Origin of the sequence: Paracraurococcus lichenis (genome assembly GCF_030657435.1) — a bacterium.
Classification (GTDB): Bacteria; Pseudomonadota; Alphaproteobacteria; order Acetobacterales; family Acetobacteraceae; genus Paracraurococcus; species Paracraurococcus lichenis.
Genome location: NZ_JAUTWS010000001.1, coordinates 325,631 through 340,159, shown reverse-complemented (window position 1 = coordinate 340,159; position 14,529 = coordinate 325,631). Strand labels below are relative to the sequence as shown.

At 73.6% G+C, this 14,529-nt stretch carries 15 protein-coding genes; 9 read left to right on the top strand and 6 right to left on the bottom strand.

Annotation, left to right across the window (positions count from 1 at the left end; translation table 11 throughout):
- The first annotated feature begins 4 nt into the window (after window positions 1–4).
- From Q7A36_RS01560 to Q7A36_RS01550, 3 genes are read left to right on the top strand one after another with little or no spacing between them, the layout of a single operon-like run.
- Entirely contained in the window at window positions 5–1,246 is a 1,242-nt protein-coding gene (locus tag Q7A36_RS01560) for an LLM class flavin-dependent oxidoreductase (protein WP_305101876.1), read from the top strand.
- Between the two features lie 60 nt (window positions 1,247–1,306).
- Window positions 1,307–1,546 (top strand): FitA-like ribbon-helix-helix domain-containing protein, encoded by a 240-nt coding sequence (locus Q7A36_RS01555; protein WP_305101875.1) that lies wholly within the window; start codon window positions 1,307–1,309, stop codon window positions 1,544–1,546.
- Window positions 1,543–1,959: a type II toxin-antitoxin system VapC family toxin gene (locus Q7A36_RS01550; protein ID WP_305101874.1), complete on the top strand. Its 417-nt coding sequence runs from the start codon at window positions 1,543–1,545 to the stop codon at window positions 1,957–1,959. The genes Q7A36_RS01555 and Q7A36_RS01550 overlap by 4 nt, the downstream gene beginning before the upstream one ends.
- Here the strand turns inward: Q7A36_RS01550 and der are convergent.
- The 3 genes from der to Q7A36_RS01535 all read right to left on the bottom strand — a co-directional run bounded on the left by der (window position 1,938) and on the right by Q7A36_RS01535 (window position 5,440).
- Complete coding sequence (der, locus tag Q7A36_RS01545; protein ID WP_305101873.1) at window positions 1,938–3,281, bottom strand: ribosome biogenesis GTPase Der; 1,344 nt, start codon at window positions 3,279–3,281, stop codon at window positions 1,938–1,940. The two genes, Q7A36_RS01550 and der, sit on opposite strands and share 22 nt — an antisense overlap.
- Window positions 3,282–3,428: 147 nt before the next feature.
- Window positions 3,429–4,781 (bottom strand): outer membrane protein assembly factor BamB family protein, encoded by a 1,353-nt coding sequence (locus tag Q7A36_RS01540; RefSeq protein ID WP_305101872.1) that lies wholly within the window; start codon window positions 4,779–4,781, stop codon window positions 3,429–3,431.
- 14 nt (window positions 4,782–4,795) lie between these two features.
- Window positions 4,796–5,440 carry a tetratricopeptide repeat protein gene (locus tag Q7A36_RS01535; RefSeq protein WP_305101871.1) on the bottom strand — a complete coding sequence of 215 codons (645 nt, stop codon included), beginning with the start codon at window positions 5,438–5,440 and terminating at the stop codon, window positions 4,796–4,798.
- 78 nt (window positions 5,441–5,518) lie between these two features.
- Between Q7A36_RS01535 and Q7A36_RS01530 the strand changes: the two genes are divergently transcribed.
- The 4 genes from Q7A36_RS01530 (at window position 5,519) to Q7A36_RS01515 (ending at window position 8,551) form a co-directional block, all read left to right on the top strand.
- Window positions 5,519–5,899 (top strand): hypothetical protein, encoded by a 381-nt coding sequence (locus Q7A36_RS01530; protein WP_305101870.1) that lies wholly within the window; start codon window positions 5,519–5,521, stop codon window positions 5,897–5,899.
- Window positions 5,900–5,948: 49 nt separating this feature from the next.
- Window positions 5,949–6,320 (top strand): SPW repeat domain-containing protein, encoded by a 372-nt coding sequence (locus tag Q7A36_RS01525; RefSeq protein WP_305101869.1) that lies wholly within the window; start codon window positions 5,949–5,951, stop codon window positions 6,318–6,320.
- 91 nt (window positions 6,321–6,411) lie between these two features.
- Window positions 6,412–7,485: an amidohydrolase family protein gene (locus Q7A36_RS01520; protein WP_305101868.1), complete on the top strand. Its 1,074-nt coding sequence runs from the start codon at window positions 6,412–6,414 to the stop codon at window positions 7,483–7,485.
- Window positions 7,486–7,681: 196 nt separating this feature from the next.
- The gene (locus Q7A36_RS01515) at window positions 7,682–8,551 is read left to right on the top strand and encodes an oxygenase MpaB family protein (RefSeq protein ID WP_305101867.1); all 870 of its coding nucleotides are present in this window, start codon (window positions 7,682–7,684) and stop codon (window positions 8,549–8,551) included.
- Here the strand turns inward: Q7A36_RS01515 and Q7A36_RS01510 are convergent.
- The gene (locus Q7A36_RS01510; RefSeq protein ID WP_305101866.1) at window positions 8,544–10,316 is read right to left on the bottom strand and encodes an aminopeptidase P family protein; all 1,773 of its coding nucleotides are present in this window, start codon (window positions 10,314–10,316) and stop codon (window positions 8,544–8,546) included. The genes Q7A36_RS01515 and Q7A36_RS01510 overlap by 8 nt on opposite strands.
- Before the next feature lie 249 nt (window positions 10,317–10,565).
- Here Q7A36_RS01510 and Q7A36_RS01505 point away from each other — a divergent pair, with 249 nt between their 5' ends.
- A complete protein-coding gene (locus Q7A36_RS01505) occupies window positions 10,566–10,862 on the top strand; it encodes a DUF1127 domain-containing protein (protein WP_305101865.1) in 297 nt (98 codons plus the stop codon).
- Window positions 10,863–11,027: 165 nt separating this feature from the next.
- On the opposite strand, the gene Q7A36_RS01500 is transcribed toward Q7A36_RS01505, so the two are convergent.
- The gene (locus Q7A36_RS01500) at window positions 11,028–11,174 is read right to left on the bottom strand and encodes a hypothetical protein (RefSeq protein WP_305101864.1); all 147 of its coding nucleotides are present in this window, start codon (window positions 11,172–11,174) and stop codon (window positions 11,028–11,030) included.
- Between the two features lie 161 nt (window positions 11,175–11,335).
- On the opposite strand from Q7A36_RS01500, the gene Q7A36_RS01495 reads away from it, so the two are divergent.
- The gene (locus Q7A36_RS01495; protein ID WP_305101863.1) at window positions 11,336–12,529 is read left to right on the top strand and encodes an MFS transporter; all 1,194 of its coding nucleotides are present in this window, start codon (window positions 11,336–11,338) and stop codon (window positions 12,527–12,529) included.
- Window positions 12,530–12,559: 30 nt separating this feature from the next.
- Here the strand turns inward: Q7A36_RS01495 and Q7A36_RS01490 are convergent, their stop codons facing one another.
- Window positions 12,560–14,524, bottom strand: coding sequence for an acetyl/propionyl/methylcrotonyl-CoA carboxylase subunit alpha (locus Q7A36_RS01490; protein ID WP_305101862.1), 1,965 nt, complete (start codon window positions 14,522–14,524; stop codon window positions 12,560–12,562).
- Window positions 14,525–14,529: the final 5 nt, after the last annotated feature.

Below are 14,529 nucleotides of genomic sequence, written 5' to 3'. Positions count from 1 at the left end.
CACGATGCACATCATGTACTTCACCGAGCAGCCCATGTCCGCCTATCCGGCTGATGAGGGCCTGAAATTCGGCGCCACGGCGCTGATGTTCCCCAACACGCATTTCGACCCGGTCGCCGGCTCGCGCCTCTACAACGAGTTCATCGAGCAGTACCGGCTGGCCGAGGCGGTGGGCTTCGACGGCATCATGCTGAACGAGCACCACAACGCGCCCTTCTGCATGCAGGCCAAGGCCAACATCTTCGCCAGCATCCTCGCCGCGATCACCGAACGGGTGAAGATCGTCATCCTCGGCAATCCGCTGCCGCTGGCGGAGAACCCGGTGCGCCTCGCCGAGGAGCTGGCGATGATCGACATGATCTCGAAGGGGCGCCTCGTCTCCGGCTTCGTCCGCGGCGGCGGGCAGGAGCAGCTCGCCGCCGGCGTGAACCCCGCCTACAACCGCGAGCGTTTCGAGGAGGCGCACGACCTCATCGTCCGCACCTGGACGCAGCCCGGCCCCTTCCGCTTCGAGGGCAATCACTACCACAACCGCGTGGTGAACCCCTGGGCCGTGCCGCTGCAGAAGCCGCATCCGCGCATCTGGATCCCGGGCGTCATCAGCAAGGAGACGGTGATCTGGGCGGCGCGCCACCGCTACCCCTATATCGCGCTCAACACGACGGTGGAGCAGACCAACGCCATCTGGAAGCTCTATGACGGCGTCGCGGAGGAGGTCGGCTTCAAGGGCGGGCCCGAGTACCACGGCTACCTCAAGCAGGTGCATGTCGCCGAGACGGACGAGAAGGCGATCGAGAATGCCCGGCAATTCACCTGGATGCAGGGCGAGTTCACCGGCCTCGCGCATCCCGTCTGGTCCACGCCCTCGGGCTATTCCTCGCCCGACAACCGGCGCGGCTTCGTGGAATTCTCGACCGGCCGCGGCAGCAGCCCGCGCCGCCGCCCGACCTTCGACGAGCAGATCCGGAACAACATGATCATCGCCGGCCGGCCGGAGACGGTGATCGCCAAGCTGCGCGAGGTGATGGAGCAGACCCGGCCCGGCATCATGTCGCTCTGGGCCAATGACGGCTTCATGTCGCAGCAGGACAGCCTGACCTGCATCCGGCTGATGGGGCAGGAGGTGCTGCCGGCGCTGCGCGAGACCGCGAAGGCGCTGGACCTGAAGAGCCCCTTCGAGGCGGAGACGCCGGTGAGCCTGCAGTTCAGCACCGACCTGCAGCCGCGCGCGGCGGCGGCAGAGTAGCGGCCTTGCCCCGGCCGGAACGGGTTTGCTATCATCGTGATAGCAGGCGGGGTCCCGGCCATGGCGCAGGTGCTGGTGCGCAACCTGGATGACGAGGTGGTGGAGCGGCTGAGGGCCCGTGCCGTGAAGGCCGGGCGGTCGCTGGAGGCGGAATTGCGCGGCATTCTCGAAGCCGCCGCGCGCGAGGAGCGCGACGCCTGGGTGCGCCGCGCCGCCGCCATCCGTGCCAGGACGCCATCCCGCCCGCCCGGAGTACCCCTGGCGGAGGACCTGATCCGCGAGGATCGCGATTCCCGATGACCCTCGTCGTCGATGCGAGCATCGTTTTGAAGCTCTATCTCGACGAGGCGGGCAGTGCCGAGGCGGAAGCCCTGCTGAGCCGACCCCTGCTTTTCGCCGCGCCGGAACTGCTGCTGGCCGAGGTAGGCAACGCGGCCTGGAAGGCTGTCCGGCGCGGCGGCATGACCCGCGACCAGGCGCGCGACGCGCTCCGCGAACTCTCGAACGGTCCCATCGTCCTGACGCCGCTGGCGGAACTCGCTGCCGCGGCGACCGACCTCGCCCTCCGCCGCGACCACCCTGTCTACGACTGCTTCTACGTCGCCCTCGCCCAGCGCGAGGGCGCGCCACTGGTCACGGCCGATGCCCGCCTCGCCAGCGCCTTCGGCAGCGACGCCGAGATCCGCCTGCTCTACCCCTCCGCCTCGGCATAGGGGTTGCTGGTCCCGCGCAGGTTCAGCCGGATCGGCACGCCGGGCATGCCGAAGACCTCGCGGAAGCCGTTGACGAGGTAGCGGCGATAGTCCTCCGGCAATTGCTCCGCCCGCGTCCCGAAGACCGCGATGGTCGGCGGCCGCGCCTTCGGCATGGTGGCGTAGCGCAGCTTGATCCGGCGGCCCTCGGCCAGCGGCGGCGGGTGGCGGGCGATCGCCGCCTCGAACCAGCGGTTCAGCTCGCCGGTCGGGATGCGGCGGTTCCAGAGGGCATAGGCCTCCCGCACCGCCGGCATCAGCCGCTCCACCCCCCGCCCGGTCTGGGCCGAGAGCGGCACCACTGGCAGGCCGCGAAGCTGCGCGAGGCTCGCCGTCAGCACGTCCTCCAGCCTCCGGCGCGCGGCGGCCCGGTCCTCGACGGCGTCCCACTTGTTGAAGGCGAGGACGACCGCCCTGCCCTCCCGCTCCGCCAGCCGCGCCAGGCGCAGGTCCTGCTCGTCCATCCCCAGCAGGGCATCGACGACCAGGATCGCCACCTCACATTCCTTCAGCGCGGCGATCGAGGCGGCGGTCGACATCTTCTCCAGCGCCTGCTCGATCCGCGCCTTCTTGCGCAGGCCGGCGGTGTCCACCAGCCGGACCTTGCCGCCGGTCGGGTCGGTCCATTCCACCGCCACCGCGTCGCGGGTCAGGCCGGGCTCCGGCCCGGTGATCATCCGCTCTTCGCCCAACAGGGCGTTCAGCAGGGTGGATTTCCCGGCATTGGGGCGGCCGATGATGGCCAGCCGCAGCGGCCGGTCGGCCCCCTCCCGCTCCTCCTCAATCTCCTCCGGCAGGTGCTCCCGCACCGCGTCGTGCAGCTCGCCGATGCCGTCGCCATGCTCGGCCGAGACCGCGACGGGATCGCCGAGGCCGAGCTCATAGGCCTCCATGGCGGCATAGCCGCCGAGCCGCCCCTCGGTCTTGTTCGCCACCAGGATGACCGGGATTGTCTGCCGCCTCAGCCATTCCGCGAAGGCGCGGTCCGAGGGGGTGAGGCCGGCGCGGACATCGACCACGAAGAGGACGAGGTCGGCCTCCCGCACCGCCGCCTCGGAGCTCGCGCGCATGCGGCCCTGGACGGTCTCGGGCGCCGCCTCCTCGAGGCCCGCGGTATCGAGCAGGCGCACGGCGCGGCCGGCGATGCGGGTCTCGGCCTCCTTCCGGTCGCGGGTGACCCCCGGGGTATCGTCGACGATGGCGATCTTCCGTCCGACCAGGCGGTTGAACAGCGTCGACTTGCCGACATTCGGCCGGCCCAGGATGGCGATGGTGGGGAGCATGATAGGCCCCCGATAGCCGAAAGCGGCCGGCAGGGCCAATGGCCGCGCCCCGCGGCGCCCGCCCTGCTGCCATGCCGCGCCGGCGGCCGGCCTCCGGGGACCGGCGTTGGCGCGCCCCCGGCAACCGGCACCGATGCCGGCGGAGGGTCAGGCCGCCCCGGCCGACCCGCGGAAGGCCACGACGGAGCCGTCATCGGTCAGCAGGTAGAGCGTCCCTTCTGCCACCGCCGGCTCCAGCGTCGTCCCGCCGGGCAGGCGGATCTCGGCCAGCTTCTCGCCCTCGGCCGGGTTGACCTCGACCATCCGGCCATGGCTGCCCGCGACCAGCAGCCGCCCGCCGGCCAGCACCGGCGGCCCCCAGGTGATGGGGTCGCGCCGCTTCTCCGGATTCTCGAACCGCCCGAGCGAGCCGATCCAGCGCACCCGGCCATCCTCGCGGCCGAGGCAGGCCAGCTCGCCGCCGGTGGTGACCAGGAAGACCCAGTCGCCGGCGACCCAGGGCGTCTCGCCCACCGCCACCTCGCGCTCCCAGAGCCGCCGGCCGGAGCGGAGGTCGAGCGCGATGGTGATGCCGCCGAGGCCCGCCGCGATCACCCGGCCGCGGTCGATCACCGGCATGGCGGCGATGGCGGCGATGTCGGCCAGGCTGCCGCCGCGCGCCGAGGCCAGCGTCTCGCTCCAGATCATCCGGCCGTCCTGGGCGCGGACCGCCACCAGCTCGCCCGAGGCGAATCCGGCCACGACCACCTCGCCATCGACCGCCGGCGCCGGCAGCCCGAGCACCATGGTGGTCACGGACTGGCCGCGATAGGTCCATTGCCGCTGCCCGTCGTCGGTCGAGAGCGCGATGAGGTGGTTCTCGGTGGTGACGACGAAGAGCCGCCCGCCCGCGACGGTCGGCGCGCCGCGGGTCGGCGCCGGCAGCGCCACGCGCCAGCCGACCTTGCCGGTGGCCGGGTCGATGGACATCGCCTCGGCCAGGCTGGTCACGGCATAGAGCGTCCCGCCATCCCAGGCGAGGCCGGCGCCGAGCGCGCCGTCCCGCTCCTCCTTCGGGCGGGTGTCGAGCGACCAGCGCTCCCGGCCCGTCGCCGCGTCGAGGGCGGTGACTTCGCCATAGGCATCCACCGCGAAGACCGTGCCGCCGGCCAGGATCGGCGGCGCGATCAGGCGGCGGCGATAGGCCGCGCCGGTGCCGATGGAGGTGCTCCAGACCTGCCGCAGCCCCGGCCCCAGCGCCGGATGGCCCGGCGCATGGCCGATGGTCCCGCCGGCCTGCGGCCACTCCGCCGCCATGGTGGGTGGCGGCAGCGTGACCGGCCGCGTGTCGCCCGCATCGACGTCGAGCGGCTTCTCCGCCGCGAGGATCGGCTTGCGGTCGCCCTTCAGGGGCACCTTCCGCTCGCCGAAGATGCGGTCGAAGCTATCGGTGATGGACTCGCAGCCGGCGAGCAGGCCGGCCCCGCCCAGCAGGACGGCCCTTCGGGTGAGGCCCCGCATCGGATCTCCTTGCATCAGCCGCCGAGTTCCGCGAGCAGGCGCCCGGCCCGGTCCCGCACCCCCTGCGGCGCCTGGATGTCGCCCCGCAGCCCGGTCAGCAGCCGCTTCGCCGTCGCGGTGTCGTTGCGCTGCATGGCGGCGAGCGCCCGCACCTCCTCGACCGAGGCGCGCCAGGGCCCCTCGGCCAGCGGCGCGAGGCGGGATTCGATCGCGGCCGCATCGCCGCCGTCGAGCGCGTGCAGCGCCCAGAGCAGCGTCGCCAGCCCGCGGTAGAGGGCATCCGTCCCGCCGTCGCGCGCGACCGCGTCCCAGTCGGCCAGCGCGCCGGCGCGGTCGCCCCATTCGGCCTTCAGCGCCGCGGCGCGCAGCCGGGCGAGCGTCCGGTAGCCCTCCGGCGCCCCGGCGGCGAGGGCGTCGTAGCGCTGGGCGATGGCCTTGGTATCGGCATTGGGCTGGGCGGCGTCGCGGCCGGCGGCGAGATAGGCCCCGGCCGCCTGCGCCGCGCCACGGGCCTCGTACCAGCGCCAGCCCTGCAGCCCGGCGACGCCGAGCAGGACGAGCAGCGCGGCGCCGATGAGGAGGCTGCCATAGCGGGACAGCAGCCGCCGCATCCGCTCGGCGCGGAGGTCCTCTTCCACCTCGTCGAAGATATCGGCCACGCAGTGATCCCTCCGCGAGGCGCGGTGCATAGCAGCCCCTTCGCGGGGCGTTAAGCCCGACCGGCGGAGGATGCGGGCATGATCCTGCGCATGCTGGTTGGGCTGCCGGTCCTGCTCGCGGCGGGCTGCGAGTCGGCGGTGCCGCTGACCGGCGGCCTGGCCGCGGCCAATATCGGCAGCGTCATGGTGATCGGCCGGACGCCGGTGGACGCGGTGGTCTCGGTCGCGACCGGGCGGGACTGCTCGGCGGTGCGGCTGGACCGGGGCCTCGGCTATTGCGCGCCGGAGGAAGCGCCGCCGGCGCCGCCCCCCTACTGCACCCGCTCGCTCGGGCGCGTCGATTGCTGGCGGCAGCCGCCGCTCGCGATCCCGATGCAGGCTGGCGTCGCGGAGGGGCGGACGGCGCTGACCGCGGCGCAGGAGGCGCAGCGGACCCGCCGCTGGCCGGGTCTCTGGTGACGCTGCCTCCCCGCGGCGAACGCCGCGCCCGGCGCCGCGTTGGCCGGCGATGCGCGTCATCCCCACCCGCCTGCATGGCCTCGTCGACTATCTCTGGGGCGCGCTGCTGCTCGCCGCGCCGCGGGCGCTGCGCCTGCCGCCCGGCTCGCCCGAGGCGCGCGCCGCGCGGGCCGCCGGGGCCGGCGCCATCGCCTATGCCGCCTTGACCGATTACGAGCTTGGCCTCGCGCCGGTGCTGAGCATGCGCCAGCACCTCGCGCTCGATGTCGCGGGCGGCGCGGCGCTCGCCGCCTCGCCCTGGCTGCTCGGCTTCGCCCGCCGCGGCGGCGGGCCGCACCTCGCCTTCGGGCTCTTCGCCATCGCCGCCGGGCTGCTGACGACGGACCGGCCCGCCCATGGCGCGCGGCGGCTCGTGCGCTGAGGCTGCCGCAGCGCAGCAACGAATTGCGGTTGGCAGCCCGGCCGCTTCCTTCCAGCCTTCCGCCAACCCACACCAGGAGGGAAGATCGTCCATGACCTCGCGCAGGGAATTCCTCGGCGCCGCCGGCGCCCTGTTCTGCGGTTGCGGCCTGCTGCGCTCGGCGCATGCCCAGGCGCAGCGGCGGGTCGCCGTCGCGGTGAACGGCAAGCCGGTCAAGACCATCGACGTGCACGCGCATTGCGCCTTCGCCGAGACCCTGCCGCTGCTGGACAACGACCGCTCCGTGCTGGTGAACAATGTCCGCGGCGCGGAGGAGGCCTTCGTCGACATCAACCAGCGCTTCGCCGCCATGGACCAGCAGAAGGTGGACATGGAGGTGCTCTCCGTGAATCCCTTCTGGTACCGGCGCGACCGCGACAACGCGGCGCAGATCGTCAAGGTCAACAACGAGAAGATGGCCGAGCTCTGCGCGAAGCATTCTGACCGCTTCGCCGGCTTCTGCTCCCTCACGCTGCAGGACCCGCAGCTCGCGGTGCAGGAGCTCGAGACCGCGATCCGGCGGCAGGGGCTGAAGGGCGCCGCCATCGGCGACAGCGTGGCGGACTGGGAGTTCTCCGACCCGCGCTTCCACCCGGTCTGGCAGAAGGCGGAGGAGCTCGGCGCCGTCCTCTTCATCCACCCGCAGGGCGTGGCGGAGCTGAACCGGCGCCTGCGCGGCAATGGCTGGCTGGCGAATGCCATCGGCAACCCGCTCGGCACCACCATCGCGCTGTCGAAGATGATCTTCGAGGGCACCTTCGACCGCTTCTCCGGCCTCAAGGTGATCGCCGCGCATGGCGGCGGCTTCCTGCCGAGCTATGCCGACCGCTCCGACCATGCCTGCCTGGTCGGGCCGGCCAATTGCGACCCCAACGTCAAGCTGGCGAAGAAGCCGACCGAGTACCTCAGGCAGATCTGGTTCGACTCGCTGATCTTCTCGCCGGAGGCGATCCGCCACCTGCAGGCGCAGGTCGGCGCCTCGCAGATCGTGCTGGGCAGCGACTATCCCTACCCCTGGGCCATGGCGCCGGTGGACCACATCTTCGCCTGCGATTCGCTGAACGACGAGCAGAAGCTCGACGTGCTCGGCCGGACCGCGGCGAAGCTGCTGAACATCGCCGCCTGAGCAGCCTTTCGCGGTCCGGGCCGCAGGTCCTGCGGCCCGGACCCTTGAGTCGAAAGCCTGCTCAGGATCTTGTCGGAGCGCAAACCCCGAGGGGTTTGCGCGGCCTCCCGTTCCGGGCATGGCGTTGACCCCGTGCGGGCCGACGCCACATCCGGGAGGTGAGGACAATCGACCTAATCCCGGGCCGGGGGCGCTGATGGCCTACCCCGCCCTTCCCGACCCTGCCTCGCTGGGCGACCTGGTCGCCCGGCCGCTGAAGCAGGCGATCGCCGACCAGATCGTCGGCCTCTTCAACGACCGCACCCGCGGCGAAAGGCCCGTCATGCGCCGCGGCGACGGGCTCTTCGGCCCGCGCTCCGTCGCCTGGCGGGTGCATGGTGACGTCACCTCCATGATGGTGGGCGGCATCGCCGGGCTGATGCTGCAGATGCTCTACCCGGCCGTGCTGGCCGGCGTCTGGGACCATTCGCGCTTCCGCCACGACCTGGCGGGACGGCTGCGGCGGACGGCGCGCTTCATCGCGCTGACCACCTATGGCAGCCGGGAGGAGGCCGAGACGGCCATCGCCCGGGTGCGCGGCATCCACGACAAGGTCCGCGGCACCCTGCCGGACGGCACCCCCTATGCCGCCAGCGACCCGGAATTGCTGGCCTGGGTGCATGTGACGGAGGCGACGACCTTCCTGCAGGGCTGGATCCGCTATGCCGAGCCGCGCATGTCCGCCGCCGACCGCGACCGCTACTTCGCCGAGATGGCGGTCGTGGGCGGCCTGCTCGGCGCCGACCCGCTGCCGCGCAGCGCGGCGGAGGCCCGTGCGGTCATCGCCGCCATGCGGCCGAAGCTGCGGGTGGACCACCGCACGCGGGAGACGGCGCGCATCCTGCTGAGCCGCGAGGCCGAGGCCCCCTGGCTGGAGCCGCTGCAGCGCCTGACCCAGGAGGCCGGGCTGGACCTGCTGCCCGCCTGGGCGCGGCGCATGCACGGGCTGCCGCCGCCGCTCGGCCGGCCGGTGATCCGCGCCGGCACCTTCGGCGTGGCGCAGACGATCCGCTGGGCCTTCAGGTGAGCGGCGCGCAGGCCGCGGCCAGCCAGGACGCGGTCGCCGGGTCGCAATGCGGCCCGACCTCCGCCAGCACCCGCGCCTGGTAGGCATCCACCCATGCCCGCTCGGCCGGGGAGAGCAGCGCCGCCTCGATCAGCCGCCGGTCATAGGGCGCGAGGGTCAGGGTCTCGAATTCCAGGAAGGGTTTGACCTGGTCGGGCCGCTGCCCGGCCTCCCGGACCAGGAGAAGATTCTCGATCCGGATGCCGTACTGCCCCGGCAGGTAGTAGCCCGGCTCGTCCGAGAGGATCATGCCCGGCGCCAGCGGCACCGGCCGGGCGGCGCGGCTGAAGGCCACCGGCCCCTCATGCACCGAGAGGTAGCTGCCGACGCCATGGCCGGTGCCGTGGTCGTAGTCGAGCCCCGCTTCCCACAGCGCCCGACGGGCGAAGGCATCGAGGTGCGGGCCGGCGACGCCCTTCGGGAAGCGCAGCGTGGCGAGCGCGATGTGGCCCTGCAGCACGCGGGTATAGCGCTCCCGCAGCGCGGCCGGCGCCGGGCCTGGGCCGGTCCAGAGGGTCCGCGTCACGTCGGTGGTGCCGTCCAGGTACTGCGCCCCGCTGTCGATCAGGTAGCACTCGTCGAGGCGGATCGGCCGGTCGCTGGCCTCCGTCGCGCGGTAGTGGATGACGGCGCCATGCTCCCCGGCGCCGCTGATGGCCGGGAAGCTCTCGGCCTTGAACAACGGCACCTCCCGCCGGAAGGCCAGCAGCCGGTCGGCGGCGCTGACCTCCGTCTCCCGGCCCGTCGGCGCCGCGGCGGCGAACCAGGCGAGGAAGCGGGCGAGGGCCACCGCGTCGCGCCGGTGGGCGTCGCGCGCGCCCTGCTGCTCCACCGGATTCTTGCAGGCGCGCGGCAGCCGCACCGGGTCGTCGCCGGCCGCGACGGTGGCGCCGGCGGCGCGCAGCGTCTCGGCGAACCAGGCGGGCGTCGCCTCCGGATCGACCCGCACCGTCCGGCCCGCCAGGGCCTCGAGCGCGCCCGGCAGCGCCTCCCGCGGCCGGACCGTGACGGCATTGCCGAGATGCGCCCGCGTCTCCGGCGGCACCTTGCCCGGCTCCATGAAAAGCTCCGCCGAGCCGTCGTCGCGCAGCAGCCCGAAGCCGAGGGCGAGCGGCGTATGGTCCAGGTCGCCGCCGCGGATGTTGAACAGCCAGGCGAGGGAATGGCTGTCTGCCAGCACCGCCGCGTCCTCCTTCGCCTCCCGCAGGAGCGCCGCGGCGGCGCTGCGCTTCTCCTCGGCCGCGAGGCCGGCATGGCGCAGCGGGTGCGGCACGGCGGCTGCCGCGGGCGGCGCCGGGCGGTCGGCCCAGATGGCATCCACCGGATTGGTGGGCAGCGGCACCAGCGTGATCCCCGCCGGCTCCAGCCGCTTCAGCGCGGCCTCCGGGTGCAGCCAGGGGTCGTAGCCGATGCGCCGCCCGGCCGCGTGCTCCTTCAGCCAGTCCACCGCCGGCTGGTCGACGATGTGCCGCAACTCCCAGAGCGCGGGGTCGAGCTGCTGCTGCGCCTGGGTGGTGTAGCGGCCATCGGTGAAGAGCGCGGCGCGGTCCGGCAGCACCAGGGCGAGGCCGGCGCTGCCGGTGAAGCCGGTCAGCCAGGCCAGCCGCTCGCCCGAGGGCGGGACGTATTCGCCGAGATGCTCGTCGGCGCGCGGGACGAGGAAGCCCTGCACCCCGGCCTTCTCCAGGGCGGCGCGCAGCGCGGCGAGGCGTTCGGCAGGGCTCATGGGGAGGGGTCCTTCGATCAGGGGCGGGCGGCCGGGGCGAGTCTTGCCGCATCGGGGGGCGCCGGAAAGTGGCGAAGATTACCCGAAAACGCACGCTTCCACAGGAAGACCTGCTTCTGTTGCATGGCTTGGCTGTCCGGTTCGCGCGCCAAACGCTGCACCACCGGACCTATGTTGCACCTGCGAAGGCGGCGACCCGCCGCCCACCGTGCCGGGCGACCCCGGCAGCATAATCTGGATACCCAAACCATGGACGCCCGTCTTTCCGCGGCGGAGGCTTCCTACCTCCTCCCCGCCGCCACCAATGCCCAGCAGGAGCGCGCCCAGGCGCTGCGGCTCGAGGCCGCCGAGGCGCATCAGGCGCAGCTCGCGCAAGCCGGCCGCCGGATGCTGGCCCGTCTCGGCGACACGGTCTTCGGCTGGGTCGCGCGCGCGCGCATCCGCGCCGAGCTCAACTCGCTGAGCGACCGCGAACTGGCCGATATCGGCCTCAGCCGCGGCGATATCGAGCACGTCCTGCACCGCCAGGGTTCGCAGGCGGCCTGACGCCGCAAGGCCGGGCGCCCGGGGCGGACCGCTGACCGCGGCGCCGCAGGGCGCGGCGGCCCGGATCGGCCTGCCGGAACGCGCGGCGCCCTGCAGGTCGCCGGTCGGGCAAGTGGCGCAGGCCCGATGCCTGCGCCGGAGCCCGTCACGGCGGATGCTTTGCCGTCACGCCTCCCGCCCGCCCAGGCCGGGTCGGCCCAGGCGGATGATGCGGCTGGACCAGGCGAGCGTCAGGCCGACGCCGCCCACCACCGTGCCCTGGTAGATCTCTTGCAGATGGGCCAGGAGCCAGGCCCAGGTCTCGGGCTGCACCGCGCGCCTCCGATTCCCCGTCGAGGTGATCCGCAAGCCTCGCGCGCTGCGGGTTAAGACCCGATGAAGACCGGCGCCGGGCCGAGATATCGCCGGCGAGCATGGCAGGGTCGGCGCAGCGCGCGCTTGTTGCCGCCGCGGCGCTTCCGTCTCATTGCAGCATGCGCCCTGCCCTCTGGACCATCGTCGCCGCAGCGGCCGCCTCGATCAGCCTCGCGCTGGGCATGCGGCAGACCTTCGGCCTCTTCCTCCTGCCGCTCTCGGCGGAGGCGGGGATCTCGCCCGCCGTGCTCGGCACCGCGGTCGCCATCCATAACCTGGTCTGGGGCCTGTCCCAGCCGATCAGCGGCGCCATCGCCGACCGGCACGGCGCCGGGCGCGTCATGGCCGGCGGCGCGCTGCTGCTGGCCGCCGGCGTCGGGCTGCCGGCGCTCTGGACCTCGGCCCCCGCCATCCTCATCGGCATCGGCCTGCTGACCGGCATCGGCGTCTCCTGCTGCGGGACCGGCGCGGCGCTGGCCGCGGTCGGCCGCGCGGTGCCGCCGGCGCGGCGGGGCGAGATGATCGGCCTCGCCTCCGCCGGCGGCTCGCTGGGCCAGGCGGCGATGGTGCCGCTGGCGCAGAGCCTGATCGGCGGCGTGGGCGCCATCGCCACCCTCGGCATCCTCGCGCTGACGCTGCTGGTCATCGTGCCGATCTCCCGCGGCATCGAATGGGGCGCGCCGGAGCAGGTGCCGGGCCGCGCGGCGACCGGCCTCGCCGGCCTGCCGGCGCTGGCGCGGCAGGCGCTGGCCGACCGCGACTTCGCGCTGCTGACCGCGGGCTTCTTCGCCTGCGGCTTCCAGCTCGCCTTCCTGACCATGCACCTGCCGAGCCACATCGCGCTCTGCGGCCTGCCGACGGGGCTCGGCGCCATGGCCCTGATGACCATCGGGTTGTTCAACATCCCCGGCAGTTGGCTCTGCGGCAAGGTGAGCAACCACCTGCAGCCCGAGCTCGCGCTGGGCGCCATCTACGCCCTGCGGACGGTGGCGATCGCCTGCTACGCCTTCACCACGCCGACCTATGCGGGGACGCTGGTCTTCGCCGCCGTGATGGGCTTCGTCTGGCTCGGCACCATCCCGCTGACCAGCGCTGCCATCGCGCGCCGCTTCGGCGTCGCCGATCTCGGCGCGCTCTACGGCGTCTGCTTCCTCAGCCACCAGGTCGGCGGCTTCCTCGGCGCCGCCGCGGGCGCGGTGCTGCTGGAGACGGCGGGCAGCTACGAGGCCTTCTGGCCGGTGATGGTCGCGGTCGGCATCGCGGCGAGCGTGATGAACTGGATCGTGCGCCCGCCGCGGGTGGCGATGGCCTAGGGCGGTCCTCGGCCCGCCCGACGCCGCCGCCTACTCGGCGGCGGTGAGGGTGACGATCTCCGTTCCCTCCTCCACCGTGTCGCCGGCGGCGCAGCCGATATGGGCGACGACGCCATCGGCCGGCGCGGTGATGCGGAGCTCGGTCTTCATGGCCTCGAGCACCGCGAGCACCTGGCCGCGCGAGACAGCCTCCCCCTGGGTGACCAGCACCTGCACGACGCGGCCGGGGATGGGCGCGGAGAGGCGGCCCTGGGCGGAGGCCTCCCCGCCCGGCGGCGCATGGGGATCGAGCAGGCGGAGCGTCCAGCCACCCTCCGGCAGCAGGACCTGGATGGCATCGCCGTCGCGCAGGACCGGGATGCGGTGGACGGCCTCGCCGAGCGTGACCTGCAGGCCGCCGTCGAGGCGGCGTCCCGACAGCGCCGTCTCCGCGCCGTCGAGCGCCAAGCGCCAGCCGGCGCCGGCATGGGACAGGCGCAGCCGGTGCAGCGCCTCGCCATCGGCGAGGTGAACGAGTTGCGACCCGGCGCCCTGCAGCCGCCAGCCGTCGCGGCGGTCCCAGGGATCGGCGGGCGGCGCGGCCGTGGCGGGCAGGATCGCCTCCAGCGCCGCTGCGGCCAGCGCCAGGGCGGGCGCGGGGCGCGGTGGCGGCTGGAGGTCGGCCGCGAAGCGGCCGGCGAAGCCGGTGTCGAGTTCCGCCGCGCGCATGGCGGGATGCGCCACCAGGCGCTGTAGGAAGCCGAGATTGCTGGTGATGCCGGCGATCCGGCATTCCCCGAGCGCCGCGCCGAGCCGCGCCAGCGCCGCCCCCCGGTCCGGTCCCCAGGCGACCAGCTTGGCGATCATCGGGTCGTAGAAGGGCGTGATGGCATCGCTCTCCACGACGCCGCTCTCGATCCGCAGGTCGGGTGCCGGCGCCGGCAGCGCGAAGCGGCGGAGCGGGCCGGTGGAGGGGCGGAAGTCCTGCGCCGGGTCCTCGGCATAGAGCCGTACCTCGACGCTGTGGCCCTCCGGCGCCGGCGCCTCGCGCAGCGGCAGGGGCTCGCCCGCGGCGACGCGGATCTGCCACTCCACCAGGTCGAGGCCGGTGACCATCTCCGTCACCGGGTGCTCCACCTGCAGGCGGGTGTTCATCTCCATGAAGAAGGCGTCCTCGCCCTCCACGATGAACTCCACCGTGCCGGCCGAGACATAGCCGACGGCGCGGGCGGCGGCGATGGCGGCCGCGTGCAGCCGGGCGCGCAGGGCGGGCGAGAGGTCGGGGGCGGGCGCCTCCTCCAGCACTTTCTGGTGGCGGCGCTGCACGGAGCAGTCCCGCGTGTGCAGGTGGATGGCGTGGCCCTGCGTATCGGCGAAGACCTGCACCTCGACATGGCGGGGCTTCTGCAGGTAGCGCTCGAGCAGCACGCGGTCGTCGCCGAAGGCCGCCTTGGCCTCCCGTCGCGCGCCGGCAAGCTGCGCGGCGAAGTCGGCGGCGGCCAGGACGGGCCGCATCCCCTTCCCGCCCCCGCCGGCGCTGGCCTTGATCAGCACGGGGAAGCCGATGCGCGCGGCCTGGTCGGCGAGGAAGGCCTCATCCTGCTGCTCGCCGTGGTAGCCGGGCACGACGGGGACGCCGGCCTGCTCCATCAGCCGCTTGCTCTCGGCCTTGCTGCCCATGGCGCGGATGGCGGCGGGCGGCGGGCCGAGGAAAGCGATCCCGGCCGCGGCGCAGGCCTCGGCGAAATCGGCGTTCTCCGAGAGGAAGCCGTAGCCGGGATGGATCGCCTCCGCCCCGCTGGCCCGCGCGGCGGCGAGGATGCGGTCGATGCGGAGATAGCTGTCGGCGGCGCGGGCGGGGCCGATCGGGTAGGCCTCGTCGGCCAGGGCGACGTGCTGCGCCCGGGCATCGGCCTCGGAGAAGACGGCGACGGTGCGGATACCCATGCGCCGCGCGGTGCGGATGACGCGGCAGGCGATCTCGCCGCGATTGCCGATGAGGAGGGTGCGGAACATCGCCG

What these genes read in the sequence shown, in the direction of transcription:
- Q7A36_RS01510 (WP_305101866.1), bottom strand. Translation starts at nt 10,316, where the DNA reads ATGAGCCCTGCCGAACGCCTCGCCGCGCTGCGCGCCGCCCTGGAGAAG.
- Q7A36_RS01520 (WP_305101868.1), top strand. Translation starts at nt 6,412, where the DNA reads ATGACCTCGCGCAGGGAATTCCTCGGCGCCGCCGGCGCCCTGTTCTGC.
- Q7A36_RS01550 (WP_305101874.1), top strand. Translation starts at nt 1,543, where the DNA reads ATGACCCTCGTCGTCGATGCGAGCATCGTTTTGAAGCTCTATCTCGAC.
- Q7A36_RS01540 (WP_305101872.1), bottom strand. Translation starts at nt 4,781, where the DNA reads ATGCGGGGCCTCACCCGAAGGGCCGTCCTGCTGGGCGGGGCCGGCCTG.
- Q7A36_RS01525 (WP_305101869.1), top strand. Translation starts at nt 5,949, where the DNA reads ATGCGCGTCATCCCCACCCGCCTGCATGGCCTCGTCGACTATCTCTGG.
- der (WP_305101873.1), bottom strand. Translation starts at nt 3,281, where the DNA reads ATGCTCCCCACCATCGCCATCCTGGGCCGGCCGAATGTCGGCAAGTCG.
- Q7A36_RS01505 (WP_305101865.1), top strand. Translation starts at nt 10,566, where the DNA reads ATGGACGCCCGTCTTTCCGCGGCGGAGGCTTCCTACCTCCTCCCCGCC.
- Q7A36_RS01515 (WP_305101867.1), top strand. Translation starts at nt 7,682, where the DNA reads ATGGCCTACCCCGCCCTTCCCGACCCTGCCTCGCTGGGCGACCTGGTC.
- Q7A36_RS01555 (WP_305101875.1), top strand. Translation starts at nt 1,307, where the DNA reads ATGGCGCAGGTGCTGGTGCGCAACCTGGATGACGAGGTGGTGGAGCGG.
- Q7A36_RS01560 (WP_305101876.1), top strand. Translation starts at nt 5, where the DNA reads ATGCACATCATGTACTTCACCGAGCAGCCCATGTCCGCCTATCCGGCT.
- Q7A36_RS01495 (WP_305101863.1), top strand. Translation starts at nt 11,336, where the DNA reads ATGCGCCCTGCCCTCTGGACCATCGTCGCCGCAGCGGCCGCCTCGATC.
- Q7A36_RS01530 (WP_305101870.1), top strand. Translation starts at nt 5,519, where the DNA reads ATGATCCTGCGCATGCTGGTTGGGCTGCCGGTCCTGCTCGCGGCGGGC.
- Q7A36_RS01490 (WP_305101862.1), bottom strand. Translation starts at nt 14,524, where the DNA reads ATGTTCCGCACCCTCCTCATCGGCAATCGCGGCGAGATCGCCTGCCGC.